This window comes from Antarctobacter heliothermus (genome assembly GCF_002237555.1).
GTDB lineage: Bacteria > Pseudomonadota > Alphaproteobacteria > Rhodobacterales > Rhodobacteraceae > Antarctobacter > Antarctobacter heliothermus_B.
This window is the reverse complement of sequence record NZ_CP022541.1, coordinates 339533-352555: the sequence shown is the minus strand read 5'-3', so window position 1 is coordinate 352555 and position 13023 is coordinate 339533. Positions and strand designations below refer to the sequence as shown.

Sequence of the window (13023 nt, the reverse complement as noted above, 5' to 3'; positions counted from 1 at the left end):
TCAATCCACCGGTTCAGGATGGGCGAGAGCAGGCACCGGACCGTAGCCCGGCGTCTCGTCGCGCCAGACCGGGGCGGGTGCCGGATAAGAAACCGGCCCGTTCGGCGTGTCGACCGTAATCCGCCGCAGTTGCGGATGCGCGGAGAGATCCGCCATGTTATTGACAGCAGCCAGCGCCACATCGGCCCGTTCCAGAGCAGCGATAGCCTCTTCCCCGCTGCGCCGGGCAAAGCCAACCGCGACGGCAGCATCGGTTTTGTGCCGGTTGGCCACGCGCGCTGTGTTGGTGGCAAATGTTGGGTCGCCAGCCAGATCGGAGCGGTCCAGAAAAACCTCGCAGAGCTTTGCCCATTCGCGGTCGCTTTGGATCGCGATCAGGATCTGGCTGCCGTCCTGTGCGCGGAACACGCCGTATGGCGCGATGGAAGGATGCGCCATCCCGACACGACGGGGTGACTTTCCCCCCTCATGATTCAGGAGCGGCACAGTAAGCCAATCGGCAATGACATCGAACATCGAAACCGAGATCGTCGCGCCCATCCCTGTCTTGGCCCGACGCAAAAGCGCCTCGAGGATGGCGCCATAGGCTGTCGATCCGGTGGCAATGTCGACTATCGAAACACCTACGCGTGAGGGTTCGTCTGGACCGCCGGTGATAGAGCACAGACCCGATTCCGCTTGGATCAGAAGGTCGTAGGCCTTGCGATCCGCCATAGGTCCATCTTCGCCGTACCCGGTGATCGAACAGGTCACTAGCCGCGGGTACTCCTTCTCCAACCTGTCAAATGAAAACCCGAGCCTGTCCAGCGCCCCGCGCTTGAGATTCTGGACCAGCACGTCCGCCTCGCTCAGAAGGCAGCTCAGTTCAGCCTTTCCTTCGGGAGATGCGAGATCCAACACGACGGATGTTTTTCCACGGTTCAGCCATACGAAATAGCTGGACTGGCCCTTGGCCACATCGTCGTAACCGCGCGCGAAATCGCCTTCAGTCCGTTCGATCTTGACGACCTCCGCTCCGGCGTCGGCTAGGCGAACAGTGGCAAACGGAGCCGCGACCGCCTGTTCGATGGCAACGACCTTGATCCCTTCCAGCGGCCGCGCCATCAGAAAGACCTCGGCAATTTCAGAACGTGTTCGGCGACGTAGGAGAGGATCAAGTTCGTCGAGATCGGTGCCACCTGATAGAGCCGCGTCTCGCGGAATTTGCGCTCGACATCGTACTCATTGGCGAAGCCGAACCCGCCATGGAACTGGATGCAAGCATTCGCCGCTTCCCATGAGGCTTTGGCGGCGAGGTATTTCGCCATATTGGCCTGAGCGCCGCAATCCAGTCCGCTGTCGAAGCGCCGGCAGGCATCGAAGCGCATGAGATTCGCGGCCTCGACTTCGATGAAAGCTTCAGCGATGGGGAATTGCACCCCCTGATTCTGTCCGATAGGACGGCCAAACACTTCGCGTTCTGAGACGTATTTGCTGACACGTTCGGTGAACCAGTAGCCATCGCCAATGCATTCCGCCGCAATCAACACCCGCTCTGCGTTGAGCCCGGTCAAGATGTATTTGAACCCTTTGCCCTCCTCCCCGATCAGGTTTTCTTCCGGGATTTCGAGATGGTCGAAGAACAATTCGTTGGTTTCGTGGTTCACCATGTTGGGGATCGGCTTGACCGTCATGCCGTCCTTCATCGCCTCTTTGATATCGACGAGGAAGATTGAGAGGCCCTCGGATTTCTTCTTCACCTCGGTAAGAGGTGTGGTGCGCGCGAGGAGGATCATCAGATCGGAGTGCTGCACCCGGCTGATCCAAACCTTCTGACCGTTGACCACATAGCGGTCGCCCTTCTTGACGGCGGTGGTCTTGATCTTGGTCGTGTCAGTGCCCGTCGTCGGCTCGGTCACGCCCATGGATTGCAGGCGCAATTCGCCCGTGGCGATCTTCGGAAGATAGGCCTGACGTTGCGCTTCCGATCCGTGCCTGATCAGCGTATTCATGTTGTACATCTGGCCGTGGCAGGCGCCGGAGTTGCCGCCGGATCGGTTGATCTCTTCCATGATTACAGAAGCTTCGGTCAGGCCGAGACCCGATCCGCCGTATTCTTCGGGAATAAGGGCCGCCATCCAGCCCTCGCGCGTCAGCGCCTCCACGAACTCCTCGGGATAGGCGCGGACTTCGTCGACGTTTCGATGATACTCATCGGGAAACTGGGCACAGAGGGCGCGCACGCCTTCGCGTATATCCTGATAGTCTTCGTTTATGGTAACGGCCATCGTACTAGCTCCGCTTCTGTGTCCGCTGACCATATCCGTGGACCCAGCCATCTCACAAATATTGGTTTGCGAGGCGAGCCATACCAACTTTATATATGACTGCGACTCGTCGCTAACGCCCGGAGGCGTCCATGGACCTGAAGCAATTGAAGTATTTTCGGCAGATTGCTGAGTCGGGGTCCATCTCCGCAGCGTCTCAGGTCCTGGGTGTGGCGCAACCGGCTCTGTCGCTCCATGTGCGGAATATGGAAGAGCATCTGGGCACAAAACTGTTGATCCGGCAGGCCCGCGGCGTCGCGTTGACAGAGGCAGGGTCCCTCCTTCTGCATCGCGCGAAGATCGTCTTGGACGAGATTGCGCGGATAGAGGATGATGTCCGAAATCTTGGCGCTTCGCCCAAGGGCGACGTTCGTCTCGGGCTGCCGGGAACGATCGGAGACATCCTGTCGGTGCCCTTAGTGCTTGCCGTAAAAGACCGGTTTTCGGATGTCCGGCTGACCATCAGCGATGCAATGAGCGGATTTGTTTTGAACTGGTTGCGAGAAGGTCTCATCGACCTCGCCGTACTCTACATGCGCGTCGAAGATAAGACGTTCGAATCCGAACTGCTCCTGAGTGAAGAATTGGTTCTACTGGCGCCCAAGAACATGGATGTGCCCGCACGTATCGCGCCGGCGCGGTTGATGGATCTGCCGCTTATCCTACCCAGTACGGCCCATGGGCTGCGCACGCTTCTGGACGGATGGGCGCGGCAATACGATCTCACTTTAACCACAGAGGTCGAGATCGATTCGTACTCCAATACCAAGACGCTTGTCGAGCGCGGCATGGGGTGTTCGATCCTTCCCTTCCATGCAGTGAACGGCAGCGCCCGAGAGGGAATGTTGCGGTTGGCGCGGTTCGAGAAACAAGATTTGCGGCGAAACGTGTATCTGGTCCAGCGCCGCAACGGACATTCGAGCCACGCGAGCGAGGCTGTCGCTACGCTTGCCCATCACATCGTGGGCGATCTCGTGACCTCTGGGATCTGGGCCGGTGCAATATCCGGCACATACGGCGAGGCAGGTTTATTATGGCAGTCGGACGAAACACGGGCGCCCCATCTTTTCAACGACTGACCTGTGGCGCCCCGAACAGATTGGTGCCGATCCAATCGGCGGACCGCTTGATGTCCTTGGCGAGGCTTTCGATCTGCGCCCGCGACTGCTGTCCTGCGATTGATATGCCGCTCAACCCGTAGCGCGGACGCGACATGGCATCCGTGACCACTGACGCGGTGATTTCGAGACCGTTGAACAGGTTGCCGAAATCGAAGGCAAACCCGCAGTGTCGGGCTGTTTCAATGTCCAGGAGATAATCCTCGAAACGCGGAGGCGACTGCCAATGCAGCTTGTCGAAGGTCTCGCGCAGGATCTTTTCAGGCGTATTTCGAAGTGCGGCATAGCAACGCCCAACCGCGCCGACATAGGCGGGCAAACGCGCGCCCAGGTTCATATCGACCCGCACCGTCGTCGAGGATGAGGCGCGGTTGCTCAGGACGATACGTTCGTCAGCCGTGACGTTCCATAGGCAGATCAGGCTGTTATGCTTGCGCGACAGTTCTTCAATTTCCGGCGTGACAAGGTCGATCGGATTTGTCGGGAGCAGCGGAATCGCGAGGCCGAGCAGCCCGATCCCTGGCGAGTAGGTTTTGGTATCGTGGTCGAAATTAATCAGACCTTCCTGAACTAGCGTGCCGAGGATGTTGAAGCTGCTGCTGGCGCTGACGCCGGTCGTCCGAGCGATTTGGTTCACGCCAGTCGGCGTTCCAAGTTCCGAAACGTATCGGAGGATGCGCAGACCGTTGTGAACCGCCCCGACGGATTTCCCTTTGATCGAGTCTTCTCTTCCCATGCCGATCCACCATCTTTCTTTCGCCGGACAATTATCGCCTAATGCCGTTCCGCGCCAGACGAGGCTTTGCGCGGAACGTGACATTTCGGGTAGGTCAGGTTCACACTGGGTCCCATGAGAACACTTCGGCCGATACATCGAGAGGATAGAAAGCCGATCTTAGTGCCGGGATCGCATGTTCCGCGATACTCGCAACCGTCCAGCCCTCGCCCCTGTGCACGGAGCGGACAGGTCGCGGCTGGCTGAACAGGAGAATCTCATTGTTGCGTACGCAGAATATCTGGCCGTTCACGTCCCGCGCCGCATCCGACAGGAGATAGGCAACCATGGTCGCGACCTTGTCGGGCGTCATCTGCTGAAGCTTCGCGACGCGTGCCTTTTGGTCATCGGTGTCCGCCTTGATAGAGCTGATCATCCGGCTCCAGGCAAAAGGCGCGATGCAGTTCGAGCGCACGTCGAACCTTTGAAGGTCAAGGGCAATCGATTTCGACAGACCGACAATTCCCATTTTCGCGGCGGAATAATTAGCCTGAGCGAGATTGCCGATCAGTCCGGAAGTCGACGTCATGTGCACGAAGGCGCCGCTCCCTTGGTCCTTGAAATGCGGTGCCGCCGCGCGGCTGACGTTGAAGCTCCCGTAGAGATGCACCTTGAGGACCTGATCAAGCTGGTCCGTGGACATCTTGTGAAAGAACCCGTCCCTCAGAACTCCGGCATTGTTTACCACCCCGTCGATGTGACCGAAGGAGTCTAGGGCGATGGCGATCATGGCTTCTGCCCCCGCCGGGTCGCTGACACTGGAGGTGTCGGCCACCGCCTCGCCCCCGGCGTCGAGGATTTCCGCGACCACCTGGTGGGCCGGCCCGGCATTCTCGCCGCTTCCATCGAGCGCGGCTCCGATATCGTTCACAACGACCGAAGCACCTTCGGCAGCGGCGGCCAGTGCGATCGCCCTGCCTATCCCGCCGCCGGCGCCAGTGACCACAATGGATTTGCCTTCAAGCATGGAAGTCTTGGTCATGGTGTTTCCCTCCAAGGTTACAAACCGTTCTTGATGAGTTGCCGAGCGATCAGCAGCTGCTGGATCTGGCTTGTACCTTCGTAGATCCGGAACAGCCGTACATCGCGGTAGAACCGTTCGACGGCATATTCGGTCATGTAACCGGCCCCGCCATGGACTTGCACCGCTCGGTCGGCAATCCGCCCCACGGCCTCTGTTGCGAAGTATTTCAGTGCGGACGCATTGATCCGCGCGGCTCCGGCAGCGTCGTATTCCGCGGCAGTGGCACGAACCAAGGACTGAGCCGCCGAAAATTCGGTGTAGCTGTCCGCGATCATCGCTTGAATGAGCTGGAACTCAGAGATCACCTGCCCAAATTGGCGGCGTTCTGTCGCGAAAGCGACCATTTCCTGAATCAGCCGTTTGCACATCCCGGTGGACAGCGCGCCTATGTGGATACGACCGCGATCCAAGACCCGCATAGCCAGTCTGAACCCCTGCCCAGGCTCTTGCCCGATGATGGCAGTTGCCGGAACGCGAACGTTCTCGAAGATGACGTCGCAGGTCGTCGTCCCGCGCTGTCCCATCTTTTTGTCCTTCGCACCAAGCGTAATGCCGGGCGCATCCGCAGGAACGAGAAAAGCCGAAATCGCGCCCGCGCCGGTCTGCTCGAAATCGGTCCGCGCCATAACGGTGAATAGCCCGGCTCGCGAGGCGTTTGTGATATATCGCTTTGTTCCCGAGATCAGATAATCGTCGCCGTCCCTCACCGCTTTAGTCTTGAGACTCGCGGGATCAGACCCCGAATCTGGCTCGGTTAGGGCGAAGGACGCAATCATCTCACCGCTCGCCAATTTTGGCAGATACGCCTCTTTCTGCTCTTCTGTACCTTCAAGTATCAGGCCGCGCGCGCCGATGCCGATGTTCGTTCCGAACAGCGACCGAAAGGCCGGAGCCGTCTGGCCGAGGATCATGGCAATCTCGGATTCTTGTCGGCAATTCAGGCCGATACCGCCGTAATCGGGCGAAATCGTGAGTCCGAACAGGCCCAGCTCCTTCATTTCTTCAACAAGATCTTCGGGAATTTCGTCGGACTCCTCGACGCGCATCTCGTTTGGCTTCAGCCGCTCGGTCACGAAACGATCGATGGCATCCTGGAGCTGGTTGAAGGTTTCATCATCAATTTCGGTCATCAGAGCTTTCTTTCTGTTCAATCTTGGTAGGTTCGAGGAGGTGTAGCGTGCCTTCGATGACCCGCACGCCGTCATCGGTTGTCACATGGACATGGTACCCGTCGCCAGTTTCCAGCAAGTCGCCAGCGGCGATCAGCGAAACGCCAACCGGCGCGGGCCTTGAAAAGCGGACGTTCACCTGATGCGGCACGGGACCGAGTGTCGTTTCGATGGCCTGCGCCAAGAGAGACAGCCCGAGGGTGCCGTGATTGATCGGCGCCCCAAAGGGCGTGCGTTGCGCAAAGTCTGGATCGACGTGAATGGGATTAAAATCGGCGGTCAAAGCCGCGTAGCGGGCCGTCTTCGTCGCATTCGTTTCGATGCGCGCCTGTGTGAGGTGAGGCGGGAGCGCGAGGTTCGATGTCATAGCGTCACTCCGCCCAAATGGTGAGGATTTCGCCCTTAAGTAGCCAGTCGCCACCGGATGTAATGTTGCTCTCGAAGGCTAGCCACTTGCGGCCTTTGCGCTCTTCCTTGCCTGCGACACGGGTGGTGACGGTGAGAGCCTCCCCCAGATGCGGCGCCCGCCCATGGAGCCAGAGCTTTTGTCCGGCGTGAATGTTGCCAGGTGGCCGCGGCTGCGCGACGTGGAGATACGCCTCCATCATCGCGCTCACGAGCAGACTGACGGACAAACGCTCAGACATCGCGGGCCAATCAAAAATGCCTGACCAAAGGCGAAGCCGGTTCTCGTCAATGCGAAACTCAGTCGAACCAAGCAGTTGGCCTTCGACGAATGCGGAATAATTCCAGATGTCCGGAACGTCGGACTGAAGTCCCATGGATTTCTCCTTTTCAAAAGTCGCCGATAATGAAGGTGTGGATTTTTCGGCTTGTAACGTGCATCGCAATATGTGAATGCTATTCATCATAGGGAACGGCTAACATGCGCCGTGGGGATTTGAAAGCCAAAAAAGACGCGGCGGAACAAAGCGCGGCCAAGGAGGAGCGATATATTGGAACGTTCAATCGACCCGGCGGAGCCGATTCTTGCAGGTTTGCGAGTGCTCGATTTCGGCCGCTACATCGCCGCACCACTCTGCGCGGCGCTCTTGGCCGATCTCGGTGCCGATGTGATTCGGGTGGAACCGGTCTCCGGGGCTTCCGATCGCGATGTCATGCCGCTTGGCCCCGACCGCGATGGGGCGCTCTATGCTCAGATGAACCGCGGAAAACGATCTCTCGCGATCGACTTTCGCGATCCAAACGAGTCATCAGTGCTGCGAGCCCTGGTCATGGTTTCGGATGTTGTGATCGTTAACATGCCGCCCGCCCAACTGACCAAGGCCGGCCTGAGCTATGACGAGCTGCGGGCCCTCAAGCCAGACATTATCCTCACCACCATTTCGGCTTATTCGACGATCGGAGCGAGCCGCAACCTGACCGGCTTTGACGGAACGGGACAGGCATTGAGCGGAGCGATGCATATCACCGGCGACGGTGCCATGCCCACTCGTGCAGCAGTTTCCTATGTCGACTACAGCACTGGCATTGCCGCAGCATATGCGACGCTTGCCGCAATCATTCGTCACATGCGGACAGGCAAGGGACAGCAGGTCGAAACCTCGCTACTGCAGAATGCGCTTGCGATCATGAACCCCATCCTAATCGAGGCTGCCACAGGAACGCGCGAACGCGCGGCCACTGGCAACCGTTCCCCGATATCCGGGCCTTCCGACGCGTTCCGTTCAGCGGACGGATGGGTCATGATCCAGGTCATCGGCGACATGATGTTTGCCCGGTTTGCCGAACGGATTGGACGCCCCGACCTCGTCGGTCGGCCCGAATACGCCAGCGACATCGCGCGCGGCGAGAACGGTGCCGCACTCAGTGAGATTGTCGCGGAATGGTGCCGCATACGAAGCTCCGCCGAAATTCTGGCGAGCCTGACGGAAATGCGCATTCCCTGCGTGCCGATTCTCAGCGCGGCGGAGGCATTGCAATCGGCGGAGCTGCAGAACGGAGGCTACTTCTCTTACCCCGCGGCGCGCGACGTTCCGGTCGTCGCTCCGTTGGCGCAGCTCGCCGGGACGACGGGCCCCCGCCCTGCCCCACAATTGGGCGAACATAACGACGAGATCATGCGGGAGTTGGGAGAGCTGCCGACCTGAGGGTCCGGCCTTCAGATCAAGAACCAATATCATCAAATGGAGGATAAGAATGATGATTAAGACAAGACTAAAGACGGGAACAGCGATTGTCGCGCTCACAGGAATTCTGGCCACTGCAGCCCAGGCCGAGGAAATTATCAAGTTAGGCCTTTCGGTGCCACTGTCCGGTGCGGCAGCGGTCTGGGGCAAGGGCGCCGAGTTCCTGTGTGAAACCGCTGCGGAGGAGATCCGTGAAAGCGGCGGCGTTTCGGTCGATGGCGAGACATACAATTTCGAATGTCTGCCCTATGACAACAAGTACAACGCCGCCGAGGGCACCAAGGTCGCGCAAGCCCTGCTGAACCGCGAGGGCGTCAAGTTCATCGGCGGTAGTCTCGGCACCGCGCCGGTACAAGCGCTGCAATCGCTGGCTGAGCGCCAGGGCGTGCTGGTCTTTACAGTCGCATGGGGAGCCAGTCTCAAGGGTATGGACCACCCAATGACCTTCACCCAGATGAACACGCCGGGCGAGATCCTACCGCTGCTAATCGGCTATATCGCGGATAAATATCCGGAGGCCAAATCCGTTGCGATGCTGAATCCCAACGACGCGACCGGACAGGAAACCGAAGCACTCGGGGGCAAAGTCTGGCAAGAGAACGGTGTCAAGGTTGCCAGCAGCGATTTCTACGAGCGCGGGACCACCGAATTCCAGCCCATTGCCGCGCGCCTCGCATCGCTGAATCCGGCGATCATCGATCTGGGCGCGACACCGCCCGCCGATGCCGGTGCGATCTTCAAGGAACTCGACGTTATCGGCTGGAGTGGCGTCAAGGTGGTCGAAGTAGGCACCGGGGCTGACGGGTTGAAGGCGACCGGCGGGGGTGCCGCAGAAGGCGTCTATATGGGGGCCGGTGTCACCTTCGACGGCGACAATGTGACCGACCATCAAAAGGCGATCAATGATCGGGCCAAGGCAGAGATCGGGGAATCGCTCAACGCCGTGCAGATCGGCTTCTACGATTCCCTCTACGCCCTGAAGGCCGCAATGGAAATGGCCGGAAGCGTGGATCCGAAAGCTGTGGCCGAGGTGCTGCCGGAGGTGACCTTCCAGAGCTTCTACGGCCAGGAGGTCGGCTTCTACGGTGAAGAGCTTTACGGTCGCAATCAACAGATGCGACTGCCGATTATCGTCACTCAGGTTACGGACGGTGTTCTCGTCGAAGTCGCACGGCTGACTCCGTGAACTGGGGCGACGTCAGGACAACAGGGATTATCCAATGCAAACCTTAATTCAACTTGGCGCAACAGCGCTTCAGATCGGAGCAGTCTATATCCTTTTCTCGTTAGGATTGACTCTGATCTTTGGCGTCATGCGGATCGTGAATTTCGTTCACGGCCACATCTTCGCGGTCGCTGCCCTGACCGTCGCCTATTTTCTGCCGTCACTAGTCGAGGGCGGCCTATCCGCCCCGATCGCCTACATTCTGGCCTCGCTGGCCGGAATCGTAGCGGCGCTCGGCCTTGGCGCGCTGATTTATTTATTCGGCTTCCGCTATTTCCAGCGCGATCTCGTAGGCTCCTTCATCCTATCAATCGGCCTTGTTTTACTGCTCGATGGGGTGCTGTTGCATGTCTTCGGCGGCGCAGTACGCGGCGTTCCCGAGATCTTTCCCGGCAGGGTGTCAATTGCGGGCGCACAGATCACTGTTCAGCGACTTTTTCTTTGTGCGGTTGCCTTGGTTATGGCAGCGACGCTCTATTGGACACTTAGCCACACGAAGCTGGGAAAGGCCTTGCGTGCTGTTTCGTACGATCACGAGGCAGCGATGATGGTGGGTGTGCCCTATTCACGTATCGCATTTCTTGGCTTCATGATTGCCTCACTGTTGGCGGCTGTTGCCGGAGTGTTACTTGCCCCGGTCACCATCGTCTCGCCGGTCATCGGCACTGACTACCTGATCAAAGGGTTTATCGCTGTAATCATCGGCGGGCTGGGCAGCGTGCCCGGAGCGATCCTCGGCAGTCTTTTTGTAGCTTCAATCGAAACCTTCGGCAGTTATTACCTCGATTCCTCCTACGCAACGCTTGCGATCTTTGGAATGGTGATCATCGTACTGCTGTTCTGGCCAAAAGGGGTGCTCGGACGTGGATAAACGTATCAATCCTGGTCTCTTTGTACTGTTCGCGGGCGGGGCACTGCTGGTGTCGCTGCTGTTGCAGGATTTCTATTTGCGCAGCGTACTGAACCTTATGGCAATCAGCGCCCTTCTGGCCAGCAGCCTGCGCTTCGTAATGCTGATGGGCGAACTTAATTTTGCCCTTGCAGCGTTCACAGGCATCGGCGCCTATTGCGCTGGGTACCTCAACACAGCGCTCGGCGTGCCATTCGGAGTTGCCGTACTATCTGCGGGCCTTGTCACGGCGCTGGCAAGTGCGGTCTTCGGGGCGATCACGCTTCGCGCCAAAGGTCCGTACTTCCTGCTGATCGGTTTCGCCTTCGCCGAGGCCGTGCGGGTCGCCTATTCGAAATTCGATGCGCTCGGGGGCACTTCCGGTATGATCGGAATTTTCCCGGCACGGGCCCTCGACGACTGGATGCCCTTCATCGTAATGAGTGTGGTTGTGCTGCTGCTTCTGGCCTTTTACATCGCTGAGCATTCCGACTTCGGCCGCATCCTGTTCGCAATACGCGAGAACGAGGACGTTGCCCGCAGCGTTGGCATCAATACCTATCTTTGCAAGGTTGTCGCCATCTCTGGCGCCTGTTTCGCCGCTGGGGTCGCGGGCGGGCTGCACGCCTTCGTGAACAGTGTCATCAGCCCTGGCGATTTCAGTTACCTGCTGGCTGCCTTCGCGCTCGCATATGTCAAGGTCGGCGGCGAGGACCACTTCCTCGGTCCAATCGTCGGTGCGATCTTGCTCGTCGCGTTGTCGAGCTACGCGCTAGGTCTGGGGGGCGATGAGCATTTCCTCTACGGCGGGGCGATTATCGTCGCGGTACTGCTGATGCCGAAAGGCGTCCTGGGAACTCTGGGGAAGCTGCGATTTCTCGGCAACCCTTTTAAACGGGGAGTCGACGCCAATGTCCATTGAGATGCAATCACTCCTCCAAGTCGAGGCGGTCAGTCGCCGCTTCGGCGGTTTGGTGGCGGTCAAGGATCTCGATCTGGAGGTCCGGCCGGGAGAGATCTTTGGCCTCATTGGGCCGAACGGCGCCGGAAAAAGCACCACCTTTAATGTCATCAGCGGCTTCCTCGCGCCAACCTCTGGCAAGGTTACCTTCGCGGGCAAAGCCCTGCCAGGCGGCAAGGCCGGGGCGGCGAGCCAAGCAGGCCTGGTGCGGACCTTCCAGCACGGAAGTTACGTGCGCAACATGAGCGTGCGCGACAATATCCGGTTAGGCACCCTAGCTCGGATCGCGCCCGGCAATCGCATCGCGAAGGTTCGCGAAGCGGCGGACCTGCTCGGGCTGACCGAGATGTTAGACGAAATCGCTGGAAACCTACCGCACGGGCTTCAGCGGCTCGTCAGCATCGCCATCTCGATTGCTGCGGCACCAAAACTTCTCTGCCTTGACGAGCCGCTGACAGGCCTCAACGAAACCGAAGTCACGACCGTTCTTCGGGTGCTCAACGGCTACCGCGAGTCGGATGGCCGCGCGATCCTGTTGGTGGAACACAACATGAAGGCGGTGATGAAGATCTGCGACCGTATTCACGTACTTCACCATGGGGAATTCTTGGCTTCCGGCAATCCCGCGGAGATTCAGAATAACCCAAAAGTCATCGAAGCCTATCTGGGACAAGCCAATGCCTCTTGACGCCCCTACACTCGAAATTTCCGGCTTGGATGCGGGCTACGGTACCGTGCCCGTTCTGCACGATGTCGCCATCACAGTGGAACGTGGGAGCGTCGTCACGCTGATCGGGGCCAATGGCGCGGGCAAATCGACCCTGATCAAAGTCATCGGCGGTCTGATACAATCGACGGCCGGTTCGGTGTCTTTCAACGGCGCAGATTGCACCCGGAGTCGCCCCGACCAGATGGTCCGCGCCGGCCTTGGCATTGTGCCTGAGGGACGACGGCTGTTCGGTGAAATGACCCTGCGCGAAAACCTCGAACTCGGCGCTTACGCGCGTACTGATCGCCAACAGGTCGCCAAAGATTTTGACCGTGTCCTTGAGCTTTTCCCGGAGCTGCGGGATCGCCTCTCAACACATGCAAAATCCTTCAGCGGTGGCCAGCAGCAGATGGTGGCCATCGCGCGCGCTTTGATGGGGGCGCCCAAGCTGTTGCTGCTTGATGAGCCTACCATCGGTCTGGCCCCCGTTGTCGTGGACCGAGTCGCCGCGTTGATCCAGGAGATATCGGAGTTTGGCGTAGACATCCTTCTTATCGAGCAAAATGCCGAAGTAGCGCTTACCATCGCGGATTTCGGATACGTCTTGGAAAATGGCCGTGTCGTGATGGCCGATAACGCTAAGGCACTTTTGGTCAACCCAGAAGTAAGACTAGCCTACCTTGGAGTTTAACGTGAC

The 13023-nt window shown here is 58.9% G+C and carries 14 protein-coding genes; 7 read left to right on the top strand and 7 right to left on the bottom strand.

Annotation, left to right across the window (positions count from 1 at the left end):
• Together ANTHELSMS3_RS24270 and ANTHELSMS3_RS24265 are read right to left on the bottom strand one after the other, a co-directional pair.
• Complete coding sequence (locus ANTHELSMS3_RS24270) at positions 1-1104, bottom strand: CaiB/BaiF CoA transferase family protein (RefSeq protein WP_094037571.1); 1104 nt, start codon at positions 1102-1104, stop codon at positions 1-3.
• Positions 1104-2267, bottom strand: a complete 1164-nt coding sequence (locus ANTHELSMS3_RS24265; protein WP_094037570.1) for an acyl-CoA dehydrogenase family protein — start codon at positions 2265-2267, stop codon at positions 1104-1106. The genes ANTHELSMS3_RS24270 and ANTHELSMS3_RS24265 overlap by 1 nt, the downstream gene beginning before the upstream one ends.
• Positions 2268-2398: 131 nt before the next feature.
• Here ANTHELSMS3_RS24265 and ANTHELSMS3_RS24260 point away from each other — a divergent pair, with 131 nt between their 5' ends.
• Positions 2399-3385: a LysR family transcriptional regulator gene (locus ANTHELSMS3_RS24260; RefSeq protein WP_094037569.1), complete on the top strand. Its 987-nt coding sequence runs from the start codon at positions 2399-2401 to the stop codon at positions 3383-3385.
• Here the strand turns inward: ANTHELSMS3_RS24260 and ANTHELSMS3_RS24255 are convergent.
• From ANTHELSMS3_RS24255 to ANTHELSMS3_RS24235, 5 genes are read right to left on the bottom strand one after another with little or no spacing between them, the layout of a single operon-like run.
• On the bottom strand, positions 3375-4244 hold the full coding sequence (locus ANTHELSMS3_RS24255) for an IclR family transcriptional regulator (protein ID WP_198319967.1): 870 nt from the start codon (positions 4242-4244) through the stop codon (positions 3375-3377). The two genes, ANTHELSMS3_RS24260 and ANTHELSMS3_RS24255, sit on opposite strands and share 11 nt — an antisense overlap.
• 16 nt (positions 4245-4260) lie before the next feature.
• Positions 4261-5166: an SDR family oxidoreductase gene (locus tag ANTHELSMS3_RS24250; protein WP_094037617.1), complete on the bottom strand. Its 906-nt coding sequence runs from the start codon at positions 5164-5166 to the stop codon at positions 4261-4263.
• A gap of 32 nt (positions 5167-5198) precedes the next feature.
• Positions 5199-6353, bottom strand: a complete 1155-nt coding sequence (locus ANTHELSMS3_RS24245; RefSeq protein WP_094037567.1) for an acyl-CoA dehydrogenase family protein — start codon at positions 6351-6353, stop codon at positions 5199-5201.
• Positions 6340-6759, bottom strand: coding sequence for a MaoC family dehydratase (locus tag ANTHELSMS3_RS24240; protein ID WP_094037566.1), 420 nt, complete (start codon positions 6757-6759; stop codon positions 6340-6342). Before ANTHELSMS3_RS24240 ends, ANTHELSMS3_RS24245 begins: the two co-directional genes overlap by 14 nt.
• Before the next feature lie 4 nt (positions 6760-6763).
• A complete protein-coding gene (locus tag ANTHELSMS3_RS24235; RefSeq protein ID WP_094037565.1) occupies positions 6764-7174 on the bottom strand; it encodes a hypothetical protein in 411 nt (136 codons plus the stop codon).
• 174 nt (positions 7175-7348) lie between these two features.
• On the opposite strand from ANTHELSMS3_RS24235, the gene ANTHELSMS3_RS24230 reads away from it, so the two are divergent.
• Genes ANTHELSMS3_RS24230 through ANTHELSMS3_RS24205 form a run of 6 tightly spaced genes read left to right on the top strand, consistent with a single transcriptional unit; the run spans position 7349 to position 13017 of the window.
• Complete coding sequence (locus ANTHELSMS3_RS24230; protein WP_157733647.1) at positions 7349-8503, top strand: CaiB/BaiF CoA transferase family protein; 1155 nt, start codon at positions 7349-7351, stop codon at positions 8501-8503.
• Positions 8504-8552: 49 nt separating this feature from the next.
• Positions 8553-9728 carry an ABC transporter substrate-binding protein gene (locus ANTHELSMS3_RS24225; protein WP_094037563.1) on the top strand — a complete coding sequence of 392 codons (1176 nt, stop codon included), beginning with the start codon at positions 8553-8555 and terminating at the stop codon, positions 9726-9728.
• A 34-nt stretch (positions 9729-9762) separates the two neighbouring features.
• Complete coding sequence (locus ANTHELSMS3_RS24220; RefSeq protein WP_094037562.1) at positions 9763-10638, top strand: branched-chain amino acid ABC transporter permease; 876 nt, start codon at positions 9763-9765, stop codon at positions 10636-10638.
• Complete coding sequence (locus tag ANTHELSMS3_RS24215; RefSeq protein ID WP_254694961.1) at positions 10631-11578, top strand: branched-chain amino acid ABC transporter permease; 948 nt, start codon at positions 10631-10633, stop codon at positions 11576-11578. The genes ANTHELSMS3_RS24220 and ANTHELSMS3_RS24215 overlap by 8 nt, the downstream gene beginning before the upstream one ends.
• Positions 11574-12305: an ABC transporter ATP-binding protein gene (locus tag ANTHELSMS3_RS24210; protein ID WP_094037615.1), complete on the top strand. Its 732-nt coding sequence runs from the start codon at positions 11574-11576 to the stop codon at positions 12303-12305. The genes ANTHELSMS3_RS24215 and ANTHELSMS3_RS24210 overlap by 5 nt, the downstream gene beginning before the upstream one ends.
• Positions 12295-13017: an ABC transporter ATP-binding protein gene (locus ANTHELSMS3_RS24205; protein WP_094037561.1), complete on the top strand. Its 723-nt coding sequence runs from the start codon at positions 12295-12297 to the stop codon at positions 13015-13017. The genes ANTHELSMS3_RS24210 and ANTHELSMS3_RS24205 overlap by 11 nt, the downstream gene beginning before the upstream one ends.
• Positions 13018-13023: the final 6 nt, after the last annotated feature.

Excerpts from the sequence above, each read along its gene's own strand:
- ANTHELSMS3_RS24220 (WP_094037562.1), top strand. The coding sequence starts at position 9,763 with ATGCAAACCTTAATTCAACTTGGCGCAACAGCGCTTCAGATCGGAGCA.
- ANTHELSMS3_RS24225 (WP_094037563.1), top strand. The coding sequence starts at position 8,553 with ATGATGATTAAGACAAGACTAAAGACGGGAACAGCGATTGTCGCGCTC.
- ANTHELSMS3_RS24235 (WP_094037565.1), bottom strand. The coding sequence starts at position 7,174 with ATGGGACTTCAGTCCGACGTTCCGGACATCTGGAATTATTCCGCATTC.
- ANTHELSMS3_RS24270 (WP_094037571.1), bottom strand. The coding sequence starts at position 1,104 with ATGGCGCGGCCGCTGGAAGGGATCAAGGTCGTTGCCATCGAACAGGCG.
- ANTHELSMS3_RS24260 (WP_094037569.1), top strand. The coding sequence starts at position 2,399 with ATGGACCTGAAGCAATTGAAGTATTTTCGGCAGATTGCTGAGTCGGGG.
- ANTHELSMS3_RS24250 (WP_094037617.1), bottom strand. The coding sequence starts at position 5,166 with ATGCTTGAAGGCAAATCCATTGTGGTCACTGGCGCCGGCGGCGGGATA.
- ANTHELSMS3_RS24265 (WP_094037570.1), bottom strand. The coding sequence starts at position 2,267 with ATGGCCGTTACCATAAACGAAGACTATCAGGATATACGCGAAGGCGTG.
- ANTHELSMS3_RS24240 (WP_094037566.1), bottom strand. The coding sequence starts at position 6,759 with ATGACATCGAACCTCGCGCTCCCGCCTCACCTCACACAGGCGCGCATC.
- ANTHELSMS3_RS24255 (WP_198319967.1), bottom strand. The coding sequence starts at position 4,244 with ATGTCACGTTCCGCGCAAAGCCTCGTCTGGCGCGGAACGGCATTAGGC.
- ANTHELSMS3_RS24245 (WP_094037567.1), bottom strand. The coding sequence starts at position 6,353 with ATGACCGAAATTGATGATGAAACCTTCAACCAGCTCCAGGATGCCATC.
- ANTHELSMS3_RS24205 (WP_094037561.1), top strand. The coding sequence starts at position 12,295 with ATGCCTCTTGACGCCCCTACACTCGAAATTTCCGGCTTGGATGCGGGC.